General features: G+C 43.9%; 11 protein-coding genes. 7 read left to right on the forward strand and 4 right to left on the reverse strand.

The features are described 5' to 3' along the window. Nucleotides 1-8: 8 nt before the first annotated feature. Nucleotides 9-1,361: a tetratricopeptide repeat protein gene (locus HNP76_RS01315; protein ID WP_184656678.1), complete on the reverse strand. Its 1,353-nt coding sequence runs from the start codon at nucleotides 1,359-1,361 to the stop codon at nucleotides 9-11. Between the two features lie 51 nt (nucleotides 1,362-1,412). Between HNP76_RS01315 and HNP76_RS01320 the strand changes: the two genes are divergently transcribed. Beyond that, complete coding sequence (locus HNP76_RS01320) at nucleotides 1,413-3,161, forward strand: hypothetical protein (RefSeq protein WP_184656680.1); 1,749 nt, start codon at nucleotides 1,413-1,415, stop codon at nucleotides 3,159-3,161. 108 nt (nucleotides 3,162-3,269) lie between these two features. Then, the gene (locus tag HNP76_RS01325; protein WP_184656682.1) at nucleotides 3,270-4,697 is read left to right on the forward strand and encodes an MGH1-like glycoside hydrolase domain-containing protein; all 1,428 of its coding nucleotides are present in this window, start codon (nucleotides 3,270-3,272) and stop codon (nucleotides 4,695-4,697) included. 141 nt (nucleotides 4,698-4,838) lie between these two features. Here HNP76_RS01325 and HNP76_RS01330 read toward each other — a convergent pair whose 3' ends face one another. Then, nucleotides 4,839-6,239, reverse strand: a complete 1,401-nt coding sequence (locus tag HNP76_RS01330) for an ATP-dependent 6-phosphofructokinase (protein ID WP_184656684.1) — start codon at nucleotides 6,237-6,239, stop codon at nucleotides 4,839-4,841. A 181-nt stretch (nucleotides 6,240-6,420) separates the two neighbouring features. Here HNP76_RS01330 and HNP76_RS01335 point away from each other — a divergent pair, with 181 nt between their 5' ends. Together HNP76_RS01335 and HNP76_RS01340 are read left to right on the forward strand one after the other, a co-directional pair. After that, nucleotides 6,421-7,725 carry a hypothetical protein gene (locus HNP76_RS01335; protein WP_184656686.1) on the forward strand — a complete coding sequence of 435 codons (1,305 nt, stop codon included), beginning with the start codon at nucleotides 6,421-6,423 and terminating at the stop codon, nucleotides 7,723-7,725. A gap of 95 nt (nucleotides 7,726-7,820) precedes the next feature. Then, nucleotides 7,821-8,426, forward strand: coding sequence for a recombinase family protein (locus HNP76_RS01340; protein WP_184656688.1), 606 nt, complete (start codon nucleotides 7,821-7,823; stop codon nucleotides 8,424-8,426). Nucleotides 8,427-8,428: 2 nt separating this feature from the next. Here the strand turns inward: HNP76_RS01340 and HNP76_RS01345 are convergent, their stop codons facing one another. Further along, complete coding sequence (locus HNP76_RS01345; protein ID WP_184656690.1) at nucleotides 8,429-9,256, reverse strand: hypothetical protein; 828 nt, start codon at nucleotides 9,254-9,256, stop codon at nucleotides 8,429-8,431. A gap of 188 nt (nucleotides 9,257-9,444) precedes the next feature. Between HNP76_RS01345 and HNP76_RS01350 the strand changes: the two genes are divergently transcribed. Further along, nucleotides 9,445-10,296, forward strand: a complete 852-nt coding sequence (locus HNP76_RS01350) for an Rpn family recombination-promoting nuclease/putative transposase (protein WP_184656692.1) — start codon at nucleotides 9,445-9,447, stop codon at nucleotides 10,294-10,296. 62 nt (nucleotides 10,297-10,358) lie between these two features. Here HNP76_RS01350 and HNP76_RS01355 read toward each other — a convergent pair whose 3' ends face one another. After that, nucleotides 10,359-11,762, reverse strand: a complete 1,404-nt coding sequence (locus tag HNP76_RS01355; RefSeq protein ID WP_184656694.1) for a hypothetical protein — start codon at nucleotides 11,760-11,762, stop codon at nucleotides 10,359-10,361. Between the two features lie 355 nt (nucleotides 11,763-12,117). On the opposite strand from HNP76_RS01355, the gene HNP76_RS01360 reads away from it, so the two are divergent. Continuing rightward, nucleotides 12,118-13,626: an IMP dehydrogenase gene (locus HNP76_RS01360; protein ID WP_184656696.1), complete on the forward strand. Its 1,509-nt coding sequence runs from the start codon at nucleotides 12,118-12,120 to the stop codon at nucleotides 13,624-13,626. 210 nt (nucleotides 13,627-13,836) lie between these two features. After that, a complete protein-coding gene (locus tag HNP76_RS01365) occupies nucleotides 13,837-16,137 on the forward strand; it encodes a pectinesterase family protein (RefSeq protein WP_184656698.1) in 2,301 nt (766 codons plus the stop codon). Nucleotides 16,138-16,139 lie beyond the last annotated feature (2 nt).

A 16,139-nucleotide genomic window follows, 5' to 3' on the forward strand; every position in this document is an offset into this window, starting at 1 on the left:
ATTTTTAACTATTTCGCCATCTGTTCCCATTCAGCCAGACGGAATTCAAAGAAGTCAGCGCCCTTTATTTCTGTTACTTCGGAATAATATTTCTGAGCCAGGCTGTCATTTCCCTTGAGTGCCCAATAAAGCGCCAGATAATAAAGATATTTTCCCTTTTTCTTTTTGCTTTCTTCGTTTTGGATTTTGAGGGTCAAAGTTGACTCGCCTGTCATGTCGTGAATCAGACGCAAAGAAAGATATTCAAAAGAATTCCTGTCCAAAGGCTTCATGGCTTTTTCAGTGAATTTCTTACAGTCCTGTACTTTTTTTTCTTTTTGCAGGCAGGCCGCAATCATGAGGGCGTAAGAAGTGTTGTTTGGATTTGCATTGTAGGCCGCTTCAAAAGCCTGTCGTGATTCAGGGTAATTTCCAGAGTGCCAGGCCAGCATTCCGATTGATTCATAGGCGTAGTAGTAGTTCGGATTTTTCTGAATGACTTTTTTGTAGTTCTCGTAGGCTAAATCAAATTTGTTCTGCTCGTCATAAACGCCGGCAAGATATGCGTAGCCCAAAAAATAGTCCGGATCAAGCTGGGTTGCCTTTGTCCAGGCTTTTTCTGCCTCAGAGTATTTTCCGGCCTCGCGGTTGAAATTTCCCAAATCAAAGTAATAATCGCTGTTTGTCGGGTCGATTTCGATTGCCTTTGAGACATATTCCACGGCCTTTTTGAAATGTCGGGACTCAGACTCGAATTTTGCAAGATATGACCAGGCAGGAGCATTGTTAGGATCCAAAGAAAGAATTTTATTGAAGCTCTTTTTTGAATCATCATCGCGCTGAAGGTAATAAGACATTTTTCCGTGGCCAAAAAGTGCCTCGATGTTGTTCGGGTCACCCTTGATGGCCTTGAGGTAATAGTCGCGGGCATTACGGTAATTTCGTTTTACAGCCTGCTCGTTTCCGAGTTCAATATTGGCGTCGGGATTATAAGGCTGAATTGCAAGAATCTGCTTGAGGTACTGCTGCTTTTTGACATTGTTCCTTTTTTGTTTTGCAATCATCGCATTGAGCAGGAGAACGTCGATATTTTTTGGGTCTTTTGTAAGAAGATTGACTGCGATTTTCTCGGCATCACCAGTTTTTCCGGCAGAAAGAAGAAGGGAAGCGTGAAGGCTGTTCAAATCAACGTCTTCCTGAAGATTTGCCGGCATGGTATCAAAAAGTGCGAGGGCGTCCTCGAGGCTCCCCTTTGAAAGAACTGATTCCAGCTTCTGCACGAACTGAACCTCAGCATTTGAGGCCGCAAGGGCAGCGTGACTGCCAGCAAAAGCAAAAAAAGCAATCAGGATAAAGAGGGCTGTTTTTTTTGTAAATTTCATTTTTCTTCCTTAAACTCGACATTCAGTGCCCAATCTGATAAAATAAATAAAATGTACAGACATCCATTTAGAAAATCGTTCGGGCTTATCGTTCTTTATAGTATTATAATTATCGGAATTTTCGTACTCCAATTTAGAAATGAATCTGTTGTTTCCAAAAATATCGGCTTACTTTCAATTTCATTCGCTCAGTCGCAAAATGAAGCTGGTGAAGTTTCCCTCAAAAACTCTCTCCAGGTAGCTTTTAAAGGCATTTCTTTTATTGCCGACGAAGTAAATCCAGCACAGCTTTACCTGTCCCCGGAAGAAGGCTTCCAGACCAAAAAGAACCTCACCCTGCTTTCTTACGAGCAAAGAAATCCGCTTTCCTATACCTTTAATTTTACGGAAGGGGTTTCACTCACATTTGCAGTCACAGGAACTGATTCTTCCGCCGCATTCTCAATCACGGCAAGTCTTCCGCCAGAATCTTCCGGCCTGTACTTAAATTACAAACCATCTTCGGGCTTTTCAGTTACTGAAAAAACACGCACAAAACTCATTCTCAACTCAAAGAATCTCACTTATGCATTTACCGCATCATCAATTGATGAGCACGCGATTTTCCTTTCATCAAAGAATTTTGTTGCAAATTATGTGGCTTACAATCCTTCTATAGAGTTCAGCTTTGAAAGCATAGATTCGGACATGATTATAGCACAAAAATCAACTTATGATACAAACATCCGGTCTTTGCGCAGCAATCTTGTCACTTCCGTAAGCGAATCAATCAAAAACAATCAAACTTTATCAGAAAAAAGCGTCATTGCCTACGTCGCAGAGATGGCTTCCCAGGGCCGCTATACCGAAGCCGTGGAAAATGTACCTGATTCATTCAAAAAGGGCAACAAACGCACCTATCTTTCTGCACCATATTTCAACACCCTCACAAGTATGTACCCTACTCTTGAAATGTACACAAACAACATGGCAGAAATGGTCGCAAACGCAATCGAGTCTTCATCACTTTCAATTTTCAGCGTGAACGAGCTGGCAGACTACATCAATATTCTTCCTGACAGCTCAAATCTCCGAAGCCTGCTCGCCCTTCCGTCACGAATTTTCGAAGATGAATCGACCGCCGCTCAGGTAAAATTGTCTCAGGCAACAGGAGTCTTGAACACTTACCTCCGCCTTTCTTCACTTCACTCAAGCTATGCTGACATTCTTTTGCCTTCAGTCGAAAAGTGTCTCAAAATCATCGAGTCAGCCTGCGTCCTTAATGACTCGCTCTTAACCCTCACCGCAAAAGACGTAACGATTTCAAATTATCTGGCAATTTTGACAGGCAATTCCCTTATCCGCTGGGGTGATTTCAACAACGCTTCTGAATATTCACAGGCCGGCTATGCAATCATCAACTCAATTCTTTCCTTGAATTCCCTTGATTCAATTACGATGGCCGACGTTTACCCGATCCTTGTGGACAACCCCTTCTACCCGCATAACAAGGTTCTTTCACGAACTCCAGGCGGCGTAATCTGGGCATGGACCTGCGCTCCTTCAATTTCTTACTCAGCACAGGCCAACAGCGCTACAATTTCAATCAACTTCCCAAAGAACGAGATAAACTACATCATCGTCAACGGAATCATTTCATTCAGTGAAATTGAAATTTACGGCCTTTCATTCCATTCTGACCCACGATTTGAATCATACAATTCTTCGGGCTTCATCTACGATGACACCAAGAATGCGCTTTTCCTCAAATCACGGCATAAATCAGAAACAGAAATTGTCCGGCTGACCTACGGGCAATAGTATAAGCTTTATAATAAAAATCTCAATTTTTTCTAAATTTATGCACATTTTTTAAAAATATATGCTATAATATAATTAGTCGCTCTTTTAAAGAGCCGTGGAGTTTTTGTGAGCAAGAAAGATTTTCCTAAGATTCACTTTTATGACCAGGATTTTGTCGACATTTACGACAAGACATGGAACTGGCTGGCAGACTCATGGGTAGACCCAAAATCAGGCGAGGTATCTCCTGACGGTTATTTCATTTACCCCAACAAAACACAGCCGGTAATTGGTCAAGCAGAATCAATTTTCTCAACCTTCTTTTTGGTTTATTCAAACAAGAATTATGCCGCCGAGAAAAGTCTCGATTATATCTACGACAAACAGGAAGCATCTGGTGCAATCCGCTGGAAGTATGACCTCAAAACAGGAGCTCCAGTTGTAGACGGCGAAAACCCGGAAGGAATCGGTCTGCCACTTTTCGCATGGGCCGAATTCAATCTTTATCACAAACTCGCAAACAAACGCCGCGTCAAGGAAATCATGCCGGTTCTCCAAAAATACATGGACTGGATTGACGCCAACTTCAAAAAAGAAAACGGTCTTTACGCAGTTCCGGCAAAAGCATGTGGCATGGAAGATTCTCCACGAGGCGGCACTTGCTATCCAATCGACTTCAACGCCTGCATGGCAATCAACGCGCTCAACATGAGTTCTCTGGGAGACATCCTCAACGACAAGGACCTCAGCTTCCAGTACAAGCGCATGTATTTCAGCCTCAAAACCCGCATCAATTCGTACATGTGGAACGCAGAAACAGGCTTCTACCACGACCTTGATAAAGACGAACAGCAGCTTCCTCACAAAACAGTTGCAGGATTCTGGCCTTTGCTCGCAGAAATTCCAAACGCCGACAAAGCAGACGCACTGGTTGCTCACCTTTCAAATCCTGCCACTTTCGGCACAGAGCACCCATTCCCGTCTTTGAGCGTTGATCATCCTGAATACAGCGAAAACGGCGAGGGATATCACGGTTCTGTCTATCCGGCAATGAACTTTGTAATCATCAAGGGTCTCGAAAAGTACCAGCGCTTCGACCTGGCTCGCGAATGTGCAATCCGCCACCTCTACTTCATCCTCGAAGCACTCCAGCCTGCCGACGGAAGCAAGGGCGATTTGTACGAAGCATACCTTCCAAACAAAGAAGGACCGGCATCAAAAACCGGCGACGAAAACTTCCCTTACAAACGCTGCATGATTTCTGTAGGCCTTTCAACTGTTGCCCTCATGATAGAAAACGTTATCGGACTTTCTATTTCCCTCCCACGCAAAACTGTTGACTGGATTATTCCAAACCTCGAAATCATGGGTATCGAAAAGCTCTCGCTCAAACGCAACCTCATCACAATCCTCAGCCACAAAAGTACACGCGGCTGGGAAATTCAGATGGAAAGCGAAAAGCTTTACTACTTCACAATCAATATTCTGGATCAAAAGAAAAAGACACTTCCAATTCCTTCAGGCAAGTGTTCTATGCTGATTGACAAGCTGTAAAAAATTACCGGGTCAAACAGGTAATGACATGCAGGCTATCACGATAACAAGAAATATCATTATCTGACTTATCCAAACAATCCTTATGCACAAAAAAAGCTGTCCTTTCGGACAGCTTTTTCATTTACAGCTTAAGATTGATTATTTGCTCTTTGCCTGAGCCTTTTTCTCTTCTTCTTCAGCAGTTTTCTTCATGTGCTCGATAACTGACTGGATGTTGTTAACCATGAGAATTGGCTGACCAGTAGCATCAAGAGCGTCACGCCACAAAGCACCTTCTGGATCGACTGTGTTTCGCTTGCGTGTTACCATTTCTGTTGGGATGATGACGTATTTGTCATGAACGAGACCAACTACGCACTTTGTTTTACCAGCCATTGCTGCGTGAACGGCATTGTTACCCAATCGTTCGCAGTAAACAGAGTCGTTTGCAGTTGTAACAGCTGAACGAACCTGGTAGCTTGGGTCAACGTATTTGAGGTTGACGTGAATATGCTTGTTAGCGAAGTATTCGTTGATTTTGTTGCAGAGGAATACGCCGATGTCTGAAAGTTTTTTGTTTCCAGAAGCATCTGTTTCGTTTGTTGACTGCAAGTGCTCCTGACCTGCACCCTCAGCAACGATGATAACTGCATGACCGCGTTTTTCAAGACGTTTTTCGAGGTGAGCAAGGAAGCCGTTTGGTCCGTCCATATCGAAAGGAACTTCCGGGATAAGACAGAAGTTTGTCTCGTGGCTTGCAAGTGCTGTAGAAGTAGCGATGAAGCCTGATTCACGGCCCATGAGTTTTACAACACCGATACCGTTAATCTGTGACTCAGCTTCCATGTGGATTGCATTTACTGCCTCGCGAGCCTTTTCAACAGCTGTTTCGAAACCGAATGAGCGGTCGATGAAGAGAAGGTCGTTATCAACAGTTTTTGGAATACCAACAACAGCAACTTTAAGACCGCGTTTTTCTACTTCGCGGGCGATGTCGAGAGCACCACGCTGAGTACCGTCACCACCAACGATGAAAAGCATGTTGATGCTCAAAGACTCAACTGCGTCTACGATGTCAGCAACACGGTTGCCACCGCCACGGCTTGTTCCGAGGAATGTACCACCGTTCTTGTGGATATCATCAACTACTTTTGGAGTGAGTTCGATTGTGTCATAATTTGATTCTGGGAAGAAACCTTTGAAACCATAGCGGAAACCACGAATTCGTTTTACACCATAGCGATACCACAAACAGCGAACTACGGCACGAATAACGTCGTTGAGACCAGGACAGAGGCCGCCACAAGTACAGATACCTGCGTTTACATGAGCCGGGTTGAAGTAAATAAATTCACGAGGGCCGGCTTTCTGCATGAGATTGCCTTTTGTTCTTTCATTTTCTGTAGAGTCTGCATCAAAAACATTTACCTTATAGCGAACAAAAGAAGTGTCCTTTACATAGTTTGCACGGAAATCACCATGTTCCTTTGAAAGTTCGATTGGCGAAGGAACTTTACACTCGCCAAGCTGTTCAACAGTAAAATCGAATTTTTCTTCCATATTAATGCTCCTTTAAAAGCAGTGCGAATACGCATAAACTTATTCACTATTTTAAGCATAATTCGACCTTTTATCAATACAAAAACCCAAAAAAACGGAAATGTCCAAATCAACCACCAGAAAATGAATGTAAAAGAAACCGTCGGTTTAAATTTCCTTATACCCTAAGGAGGATAATATTATGAAAAAAATCGTAAGTGCAGCATTAGTTGCTTCTATGGTTGCCGGTGCAGCTTTTGCAGCAGATGCTAAAATCACATTGAACTATCGTACAAAGTTGGACGCTTTCTCTCAGGTAAGCACAGATAACGATGGCACAAAAACTGTATACAAAGAATGGCTTGACTGGGAAGGCTATGACGGTAAAGGTAAACAGGAAGCAACAAACCCAAGTGACACATTCAAATTTGTTTTGAATGGCGATAAAGCCGGTACAACTTTTGCAGCAAACCTTAACACAAATGCTTCTTCTTATACTCTCAACGAGTACTCTGCATGGATGAAATGGGAACTCGGAGAAGGCGAGCTCAAAATCGGTTCTGGTAACTGGAAAGATGGTTATGCAGATGGTGCTTACCGTGTAAAGAAAGATGTAGACGCACAGAACGCAGAAGGCATGGACTTCGAGCGATTTAAACTCGGTTCAATTCTCAAAGGAAGCAATAAACTTGCATTTATTGACGATTTGGCAGCTGGCGGAAACAACTCAGCTCTTTTCAGCTATGCAGACTACGGTTTCCAGGCTGGAGACGCTGCAAAAGTTAATGTTTTGCTCGGCTCTGTTTACAACAAATTCGATACAGTTGTAGATGACGACACAACTACATACTACGACGCATTCTTCGTATCACGCGTTCAGTTGGCTATGGAAGCTCTTAACGCTGAGTTGATTTTCAAAAAACCAGCTCCACATGTAATGGACTTCGGTGCTTACTTTATGCCAAAAGTTGTTGACGGTCTTACACTCAACATCGGTGGTGCAGCTGAAATCGACAACCATGAAGAAGATGACGGCGGATACACAGACTGGGCATTTGATGTACGTGCCCGCTATCAGGCTACAGACGAGCTCTCAATCACATTCTTCACAAACCTTTCTGGAACAAATCTCAAGGCAGGCCGCAATCTTTCTGCAGGTGTTGCCGGACACAAAGGTGCTGAAGGATTGGCTGCAAAAATTGATGGATCAACACAGCCAAAATTCAAAACTGCTATGTGGAACAATCTCTCAGCTCGCTACAAAGTAAGCGATTTGCTCGCCCTTACATTGAATGTTGGTCTTATCACACCACTTTCAAAAGCTGAGAACGACGACAACAGCTACTCTCCAGAGTGGCGCGTAACACCTGCTGTTCAGGTTTATGCAGCATCTAACGCTTCAATCTGGGGTGGTATTGCTCTTAGCGGTGCTTCTGCAAAAGTATCTGACAAAGATATTTCAGTATTCGCTGTTCAGGTTCCAGTCATCTTCCGTGTAAAGATGTAATCCTAGCCTAAGCTAGCAACAAAAATCCCGCTTCATTCACATGGAGCGGGATTTTTTTGTTATACTCCCTTCAGTAACAATTGCAGGAGGAAATTATGGTCTACGGTTACATTCGGGTTTCTACGGCCCATCAGAATTTAGAAAATCAGCAACTTGAAATTGAACGATTTGCAGCTCAGAACGGAATTCATATCGATAAATGGATTGAAGAAAAAATCAGCGGAACGAAAAAACCTGAGCTTCGTAAGCTTGGAAAGATTTTAATGAATCAATGTAAGGAAGGTGACTTAGTAATATCAACGGAAATTTCACGATTCGGGCGGTCACTTATTATGATTATGAATATTCTGCAGTATTTCTTAGAACGAAATATTAAAGTTTGGACTATAAAGGACAATTACAGGCTCGGAAATGATATTCAGTCAAAAGTTCTGGCATTTGCTTTTGGTCTTTCAGCAGAAATTGAACGGCAACTTATTTCAGAGCGAACAAAACAGGGACTCGTTCGGGCAAAAGCAGAAGGAAAGAAAGTTGGTCGCAGGCCTGGCCAAAAATCAACTTACTACAAATTAAGTCGTTTCGATGATTATATCAAGGAAGAATTCTTAAAAGGTCGCAGCAAATCTTCTCTTGCGGCAGAACTTGGGGTCGCACCGGCAACGTTAAGACGTCATATAAAAAGAATTTGCTGCGAATTGTGAAATTATTCGGCAGTGCGCAATTTTATTGGTGTTGCTTGAATCTCAGTGGTTTCAGACTCCTTCAAAACAGGTTCGTCCGAGGACATTTTTGAAAGTTCCATACAGAACTGACGCATCACATCATCAATTGTATTTTCAAGCTGCTCAACCAGAGAATCTTTGTTGTATTGGCCTCGCATGATTTTAATCGGCTCGGATGTTTTTGCAACGAAAATCTTATTTAGAACTTCTCGCCCCCGGTTATTGAGCAATTTTGCCTTCATTGTTACAAGGCCACCAATTGCTCCGTTTGTTTTTGTTCCTTTTACAACATCTTTCTGGAAGGTGAATGAAAGGATGAGAAGCGATTTTGCTCCGATTGAGTCCATGAGGTAGCGAGAATTTTTCGCTCCAATTGTAGTCAAATCTTTAAAACCTGTCGCAGTTTTAGTAGGAGTAAGTGAATTGAAATAACTTGGCGCCATGTAACTGTAGGCTTCAGAAGAAAGAACTTCTTCCTTAGGAAGAACCGCACAACCTGTCATTTCAAGAATATTCATGCTGGCACTGTCAAAAGCGTAATCAAGGCGGTCAACAGCAGTAAGAATTTCGGGATTGTTTGAGTCAATGATTCGACTTGCCATGCTGGTAAGAAGGCTTTCGGCCTCAGGTTCATCAGTTGCAAGGACCGTCTGATCGTCTTCGTCAATCCATGGAACCTGCGTATTTCCAATGATAGAAATTACGGCAACAGGAGAAGATTCCTGCAAAGAAATTTTTGTTGAAGCGCAGCTGGTCAAAACAAAAGCGATACTCACCAAAGCTAAAGAAAGAGTGTTAAATTTTTTCATATTTTCCTCATCTAATTATACCAAATAAAAATCAGATAGTGAGGTTACAAGGAAAAATATTTTTGTATTTTTCTGACTTTTTTTCATTTGCATTGCCGAAAATCGATTTTTTTTTGAAATAAATATGTAGTGAAATCCAAAAAGAGTCTCACATAAATTTATTCCAAAAATGGAGGCATTTATAATTTATGACTGAAAACACAAGAAAAACAAAATCATGGGACGAACTGACTTTCGCGGACAACTTTCTTTTTTGTAAAATCTTGGAAAGTGAACCGGAGATTTGCCGTCAGCTTCTGGAGCTTCTTCTTCACGTCGAGATTGATCATCTGGAAAGTCCGCAGGCCGAGAAGACCTTGCAGGAAACGATTGAGGCAAAAAGCGTGCGGTTCGACGTATATACCAAGAACGACAGGCAGATTTTCGACCTGGAAATCCAGACCACCGACACGAAAAACCTGCCCAAACGAGCGCGCTACTACCAGAGCATCATCGACATGGACAATCTTTCAAAAGGCGAGAACTACACAAAACTCAAGGACAGCTACGTCATCTTCCTCTGCCTGGACGACATCTTCCACAAGGCACTGCCGGTCTACACCTTCGAGAATATCTGCCGCGAGGACAAAAAGACAAAATTGAACGACAGGACTTATAAAGTCTTTTTCAACGCGGCCGAGTGTGATAAACTGAAAACAAAGGAAGAGCGTGATTTCTTCCATTTTCTGAAGGGCGAAAATGCCGAGACAAGCCTTTCACGCAGCATCGAGGAAAAAGTTGAGTTCGCAAAAAAGAACGCGGCATGGAGGAGGCAGTATATGACATGGCAGCAGACAATAGACGAAGAAAAGGACATCGCACGCGAGGCGGGACGTGAAGAAGGTCGTGAATTGGGTGCCCGTGAAACTGCCATTGCAAATGCGAAGAACCTTCTGCTCATGAATCTTGGTACACCTGAACAAATTTCTCAGGCTGTTTCTCTTCCGCTTGACGAGGTGATCGCTTTGAAGGAAGAGCTGGCTTCACAAATAAAGGCGTAACACAAAAAAATCCCGCTCCATGTGAATGAAGCGGGATTTTTGTTTTCTAGCTTAGACTAGGCTTACAGTTTTACACGAAGGATTGCAGGGATAGAGATTGAAGATACAGTGAAATCTTTTGCATCTTTTGTTCCTGCGTTGTATTTTGCTCCGCTGTATGAGAAGCCAACCCACAATGTTGCTGGCTTTGAGAGGTAGAGCTGAGCACCTGGTGTAACACGGTAGTTGATTCCGTAGTCAGAATCGCTCTTTCCAGCTGTTCCAAGAACGTTCATCAAACCAACGTTTACAGTAGCTGTTACAAAATCGTTAACCTTGTAGCGGGCAGAAATGTTGTTCCACATAACCATTGTGATGTCTTTTCCAGCAACCAACTGACCAGCTTTTCCGTCAAGACCTGCGATACCTGCGTTAACAACAGCCTCTGCTTTGTTTTTTGTTTCATCATCAGACTCTTTGAGGCCAGCAATCTTGTTGAAAGTTGTGATTGAAAGCTCTGGAGTAACCTGATAGCGTGCTCGCAAGTCGAAGTCCCATGCACCATTCCATGTCTCAGCTGATGTAGAATCCATTGTGTAAGAACCACCGATTGTAGCTGTGAGCTGTGGAAGCAAAGTTGGCATAGCATAGAAAGCGAAAGTTGTGATTCCTGCGACAGGCTTTTTAACAATCAACTCAGAGTTGAACAAATCTGCAACGTTGAACTGAGCACGGCCCGCAAAACCTGCATTGTGGCTTGTAGTTGTGTCGTCATCTGTTCCTGACCAGTAACCAGCTTTGATTGCAACAGCTGTAAGTTTGAGAGACATATCGTCGTTGAGGGCGATTGGGTACTCTGCATAAGCTGCGAGAGCATTTGAACCACCGTTGAAGTTTACGATATCATCTACGAACAAAGATGGAGCATTTTTGAAAGCAGAACCGAGTTTGAATCGCTCAAAATCAACGCCTTCTGAGTTACCAGCGTCAACGTCTTTCTTTACGCGGTAAGCACCGTCTGCGTTACCATCTTTCCAGCTACCAGCACCGAGCTTGAGGTCTGTGCCGAATACTGTAGACCAGATGTCATACTGGTTGAGGGTGAGGAAGTTGCCAAGTTTGTTATTGGATTCAGTCAACTGGATATCTTTCTCAGGATTTGTTCCATCAACTGATTTTTTTGCAATCTTTGATGTGTTTGTAGTATCATTTCCGTTCTTTACGTTTACAGAGAATGTAAGACCTGCAGTTTTGTCCTCGTTGTTGAAAGCGAATTTGAGAGTATCCTCAAATGCAGCGTATCCGTCGAGGCTCATCCAGTTCTTTGTTACTGCTTTTGTATCTGTTTTACCTTTTGCGTCGCCTTCTACAGTCTGCTGACCATAGACAGTTGGGCGCAAACGTCCGTTCATTGTAATCTTAACTTCTGCAGTTACCAAAGAAGCTGCTGCGGCTGCCAATGCTACTGCACTTACGATTTTTTTCATAATATTATCCTCCTTAGGGTATAAGGAAATTTAAACCGACGGTTTCTTTTCCTTTTCCGTGAAAGAATAACACTACTTTATTGTGCGGTCAACGGAGATTTTTGCACTTTACCGCTCACTTTGTAACCTCAACTGACAAGAATTGTTTATGCGACCATACAAAACAAACGAAAAGGTTTTAGTAAACTGGCAAGGAATGATATTCTGGCACGAGTAAGCGGGCGTTGCGGGCGGCGTTTGAGCCCGCAGAGAGGGTAGAACGCAACGAAGTGCGGGCGTAGGGGGAGACTTCCCCCTCCCATGTTTTTTTGCTATACTGTTTCAATTTTATTTGGTGAAAAAACAGGAGAAAATCATGGCATTTTATTTTTCTGAGCCGTCTCACACTTTCGGTGAGTACCTTTTGGTTCCGGGCTATTCTAGCGCGGAATGTATTCCTGACAATGTTAGCTTGCGTACTCCGCTGGTTAAATACAATAAAAAAGCCGGCGAAGTATCTCCGATTTCAATGAACATCCCGATGGTTTCTGCCGTAATGCAGGCAGTTTCTGACGACAAAATGGCAATCGCCCTCGCAAAAGAAGGCGGAATCAGCTTTATTTATGGAAGCCAGTCAATCGAAGACCAGGCTGCAATGATTGCCCGTGTTAAGGCTTACAAGGCTGGTTTCGTAACTTCTGATTCAAATGTCCGCCCGGACCAGACTCTCGAAGAAGTAATCGCTTTGAGCGAAAAGACTGGTCACTCAACATGTGCCGTTACTGAAGACGGTTCTGCTCACGGAAAGCTGGTCGGCATCATCACTTCAAAAGATTTCCGCATCTCTCACTGCAAGCCGGGTGCAAAAGTTTCTGAATACATGACTCCGCTCGCTGACATGGTAACAGGTCAGGAAGGAATCACTTTGAGCGAAGCAAACGAGATTATCTGGGACAAAAAGGTCAACCAGCTCCCTGTCGTTGATAAAAACGGCAACCTCGTTTCACTCATCTTCCGAAAGGACTACGCAACTCACGAAACACATCCGCTTGAGCTTTTGGACTCACAGCACCGCTATATCGTTGGTGCCGGAATCAACACTCGCGACTACATGGAGCGTGTTCCGGCCCTTCTCGAAGCAGGCGCAGACGTTTTCGTTCTCGATTCAAGCGAAGGATATTCTTACTGGCAGGAAAAGGCCCTCAAGGACATCCACGAAAAATTCGGCAAGGACGTAAAGGTTGGTGCAGGAAACGTTGTTGACGCAGACGGATTCAACTTCCTCGCAGAAGCAGGCGCTGACTTCATTAAAATCGGTATCGGCGGCGGTTCAATCTGTATCACTCGCGAGCAGAAGGGTATCGGCCGCGGTCAGGCTACAGCTACAATCGAAGTTGCTAAGGCCCGCGATGAATACTATAAGAAGACTGGCATTTACATTCCAATCTGTTCTGACGGCGGTATCGTTCACGACTATCACATCACACTGGCTCTTGCAATGGGCTCAGATTTCGTAATGCTCGGCCGCTACTTCGCACGATTCGACGAATCTCCTTCAAACAAACTCGTCGTAAACGGCAACTACGTCAAAGAATACTGGGGCGAAGGAAGCAACCGTGCCCGCAACTGGCAGCGCTACGATTTGGGCGGCAAAAAATCAATGGCTTTCGAAGAGGGCGTTGATTCTTACGTTCCATACGCCGGCCACCTGCATGACGGCCTCGGAATGACTCTCCGCAAGGTAACTCACACAATGTGTAACTGCGGCGCGCTTTCAATTCCTGAGCTGCAGGAAAAGGCAAAGCTTACGCTGGTAAGTGCAACGACTATCAGCGAAGGCTCGGCACACGATGTTGTCGTAAAAAACACTAACATTCAGGCATAAGGTTTAATAGATAACACAAAAAGGCGGTCTCCCGACCGCCTTTTTGTATTTTATTAGCTTTATGCAGAATTTTCGGGATTTTAAGACAATCTCGCGCGCCTCGCTTTTGTCCAAAAATGACAATTTTAATCAAATTCTTGTTTTAATTTTCCATTTCTTTTTCAAATATCCTCTCCTACAATTATGAATCATTTATATGGAGGATATTTAATGAAAAAAATAACTGGTTTTCTGGGGGCAGCTTTGATTTCTGCTTTTGCCCTTCAGAATCTTTCTGCTGAAGTTACGCTTTCTGGAAAGGACGTTAAAGCTCAGACTTTCGCCACTATTCAGGAAGCACTGGACTCTATCGGTTCAAACTCAGGTTCTTACAAAATCACGCTTCCAAAGGGAACTTACGAGGAAATCCTTTACTACAACGGTCCTGCTGACATCACTCTTTCGGGCGATACTAGCGCAAAATACGGCGAGGACGTTCTTATAGCAGCTGCAAATTCAGGCGATTTACTCAAATGCAAGCGTTCTTCTGGTCAGAAAAACCGCTGTGTCTTCGAATTTGAGGGCACTGGAAACCTTACTCTTGAAAACATCACCTTCCAGAACACATTTGTCCGCGGTTCTGTAAAAGGCTCAAACACTCAGGCTGAGACAATCGGATTCGATTCAACAGGAACCCTTGCAGCCTACAACTGTGCTTTCAAGAGCCACCAGGACACACTCCGCATGACTGGAAAATCCTGGTTCTATCAGTGCTACGTTGAGGGCGACACTGACTTCATCTGGATGGAATACTCTGGAAAAGTCGCTCTCTTTGAGGAATGTGAGATTTACTCGGTTTTTGACTCAAACAACAAGACTCACGTTTCTTACATCGGTGCTCCACGAATGGAAATGAGCAATACAGCCGCAAAGGGTCTCGTCATCTTCAATTCAAAAATTTCTTCACACGAAGACCAGACAACTTACCTTGCCCGCACACCCTGGAATTCAGGTTACTACAATCAGGTTGCATTCATCGGAAACACAGCCGAGAACATCGACGCTGCCCTCTGGAAAGGAAGCGCCCTCACAGCAAACGGAATCCCGGAAACAGTAATCGGATGGAAAATCGACCGAAAAACTGTTGAAAGCATGGGAATGAAGCCGGAAGAAACTGAAGGAATCCTCTCTGATGACGAGGTAAAAAAGGAATTCAGCGGACGTGAATCAATCCTCAACCGCCACTACGACCTTTCAACACTGAAATTCAAAAAAGACATCGCAACTTACTGGGATGTCGCTTCATTCGCAAAGGAACACGGCTGGAAAGTTTCAAAAGACTCTTCAAAAGCCGTTCTTTCAGGCGAAGAAAAGGCAAAACTCACTGTCTACACTTTTGACGACGAAAAGAACTTCAAGGGCATCAAGCTTGAGGGATTCACAGTATCAGAAGGAAAGCTCGTCGGTGAGGCAGGAAGCAAAATCACAGTTCCGGTTAAAGGAAAATCTGTCGTAAGCGTAACAGGCTGCCTTTCAGGAAACGGTACTGTAAAAGCTGGAAAACAGGGAGAAGCATTCTACGACTTCAACACAGGTTCAGGCGCAAAATTCACAGAAAAAGCATACGTCGTCTATACTGGCGCAAAAGAAGTTACAATCACAGCTTCAAAAAAGACAACAATCGCTAAAATTGCAGTTGAATCTGACAAAGCCGCAAAATTCATTCCGGTTGAAAAAATCGAAATCTCTTCTGAAGATGACGTAAAGACAATATACGGAAGAAAGAGCCTCCAGTTTGCCGCAAAACTCAATCCGGCTCGCCCGACAAATGCTGACTATGAATGGAGCGTTTCTGATTCAAGCCTGGCATCAATCGACTCAAACGGCTTCCTCACGGCAGGAAACGTCGCTGAAGACACAGAAGTTCTCGTAAAGGCCACTTCAAAGGACGAAAAAGCCGCTTCCGCAGAATTCAAGCTCCAGATTTTGAAGCCGGATCCAAATTCTTTCGCTGTAACATGGCTGGACAGTCTTGAGGCAAGCAATTCCCTCGAAGGAAAGACTGATAACGATGCCCTCGCCGCAGCAGGAAAAGCCCTTCCGTCAAAAGGAAACTGGGCTTACAACTCTGGAAAAATCAACGCAACTTTCGCAAAGGGTGGAATCAGCTACACAGGATATTCTGGAACAATCGAAGGAAAAGATGTAGTTTACGTTGACTTCCCGATTACCGCAAACGAAACAATCGAAATCACACAGATTGATGCCGCATACGGAAATCACGGAACAAGCAACGTGGCAGTCCTGATTGAAGGAATCAAGGGCTCAAAGAAAGAGGAAATCGTCCTCGACGAGTCAAGAAGCGCCCGCTCAGCAAAGAAGAGCTACGAGGCTTCATACACAATTGAAAAGGGAAGCACGGTAAATATCCGCGTAACCCTCTACGGTCGTGACGGAAACGGTGAATGTGCAATCGCAGGCGGAAAATCGCCAACAGTTGCGACAATCACAATCTCCGGAAAACGAAAGTAAAA

This window comes from Treponema ruminis (assembly GCF_014201975.1).
GTDB classification, from domain to species: Bacteria; Spirochaetota; Spirochaetia; order Treponematales; family Treponemataceae; genus Treponema_D; species Treponema_D ruminis.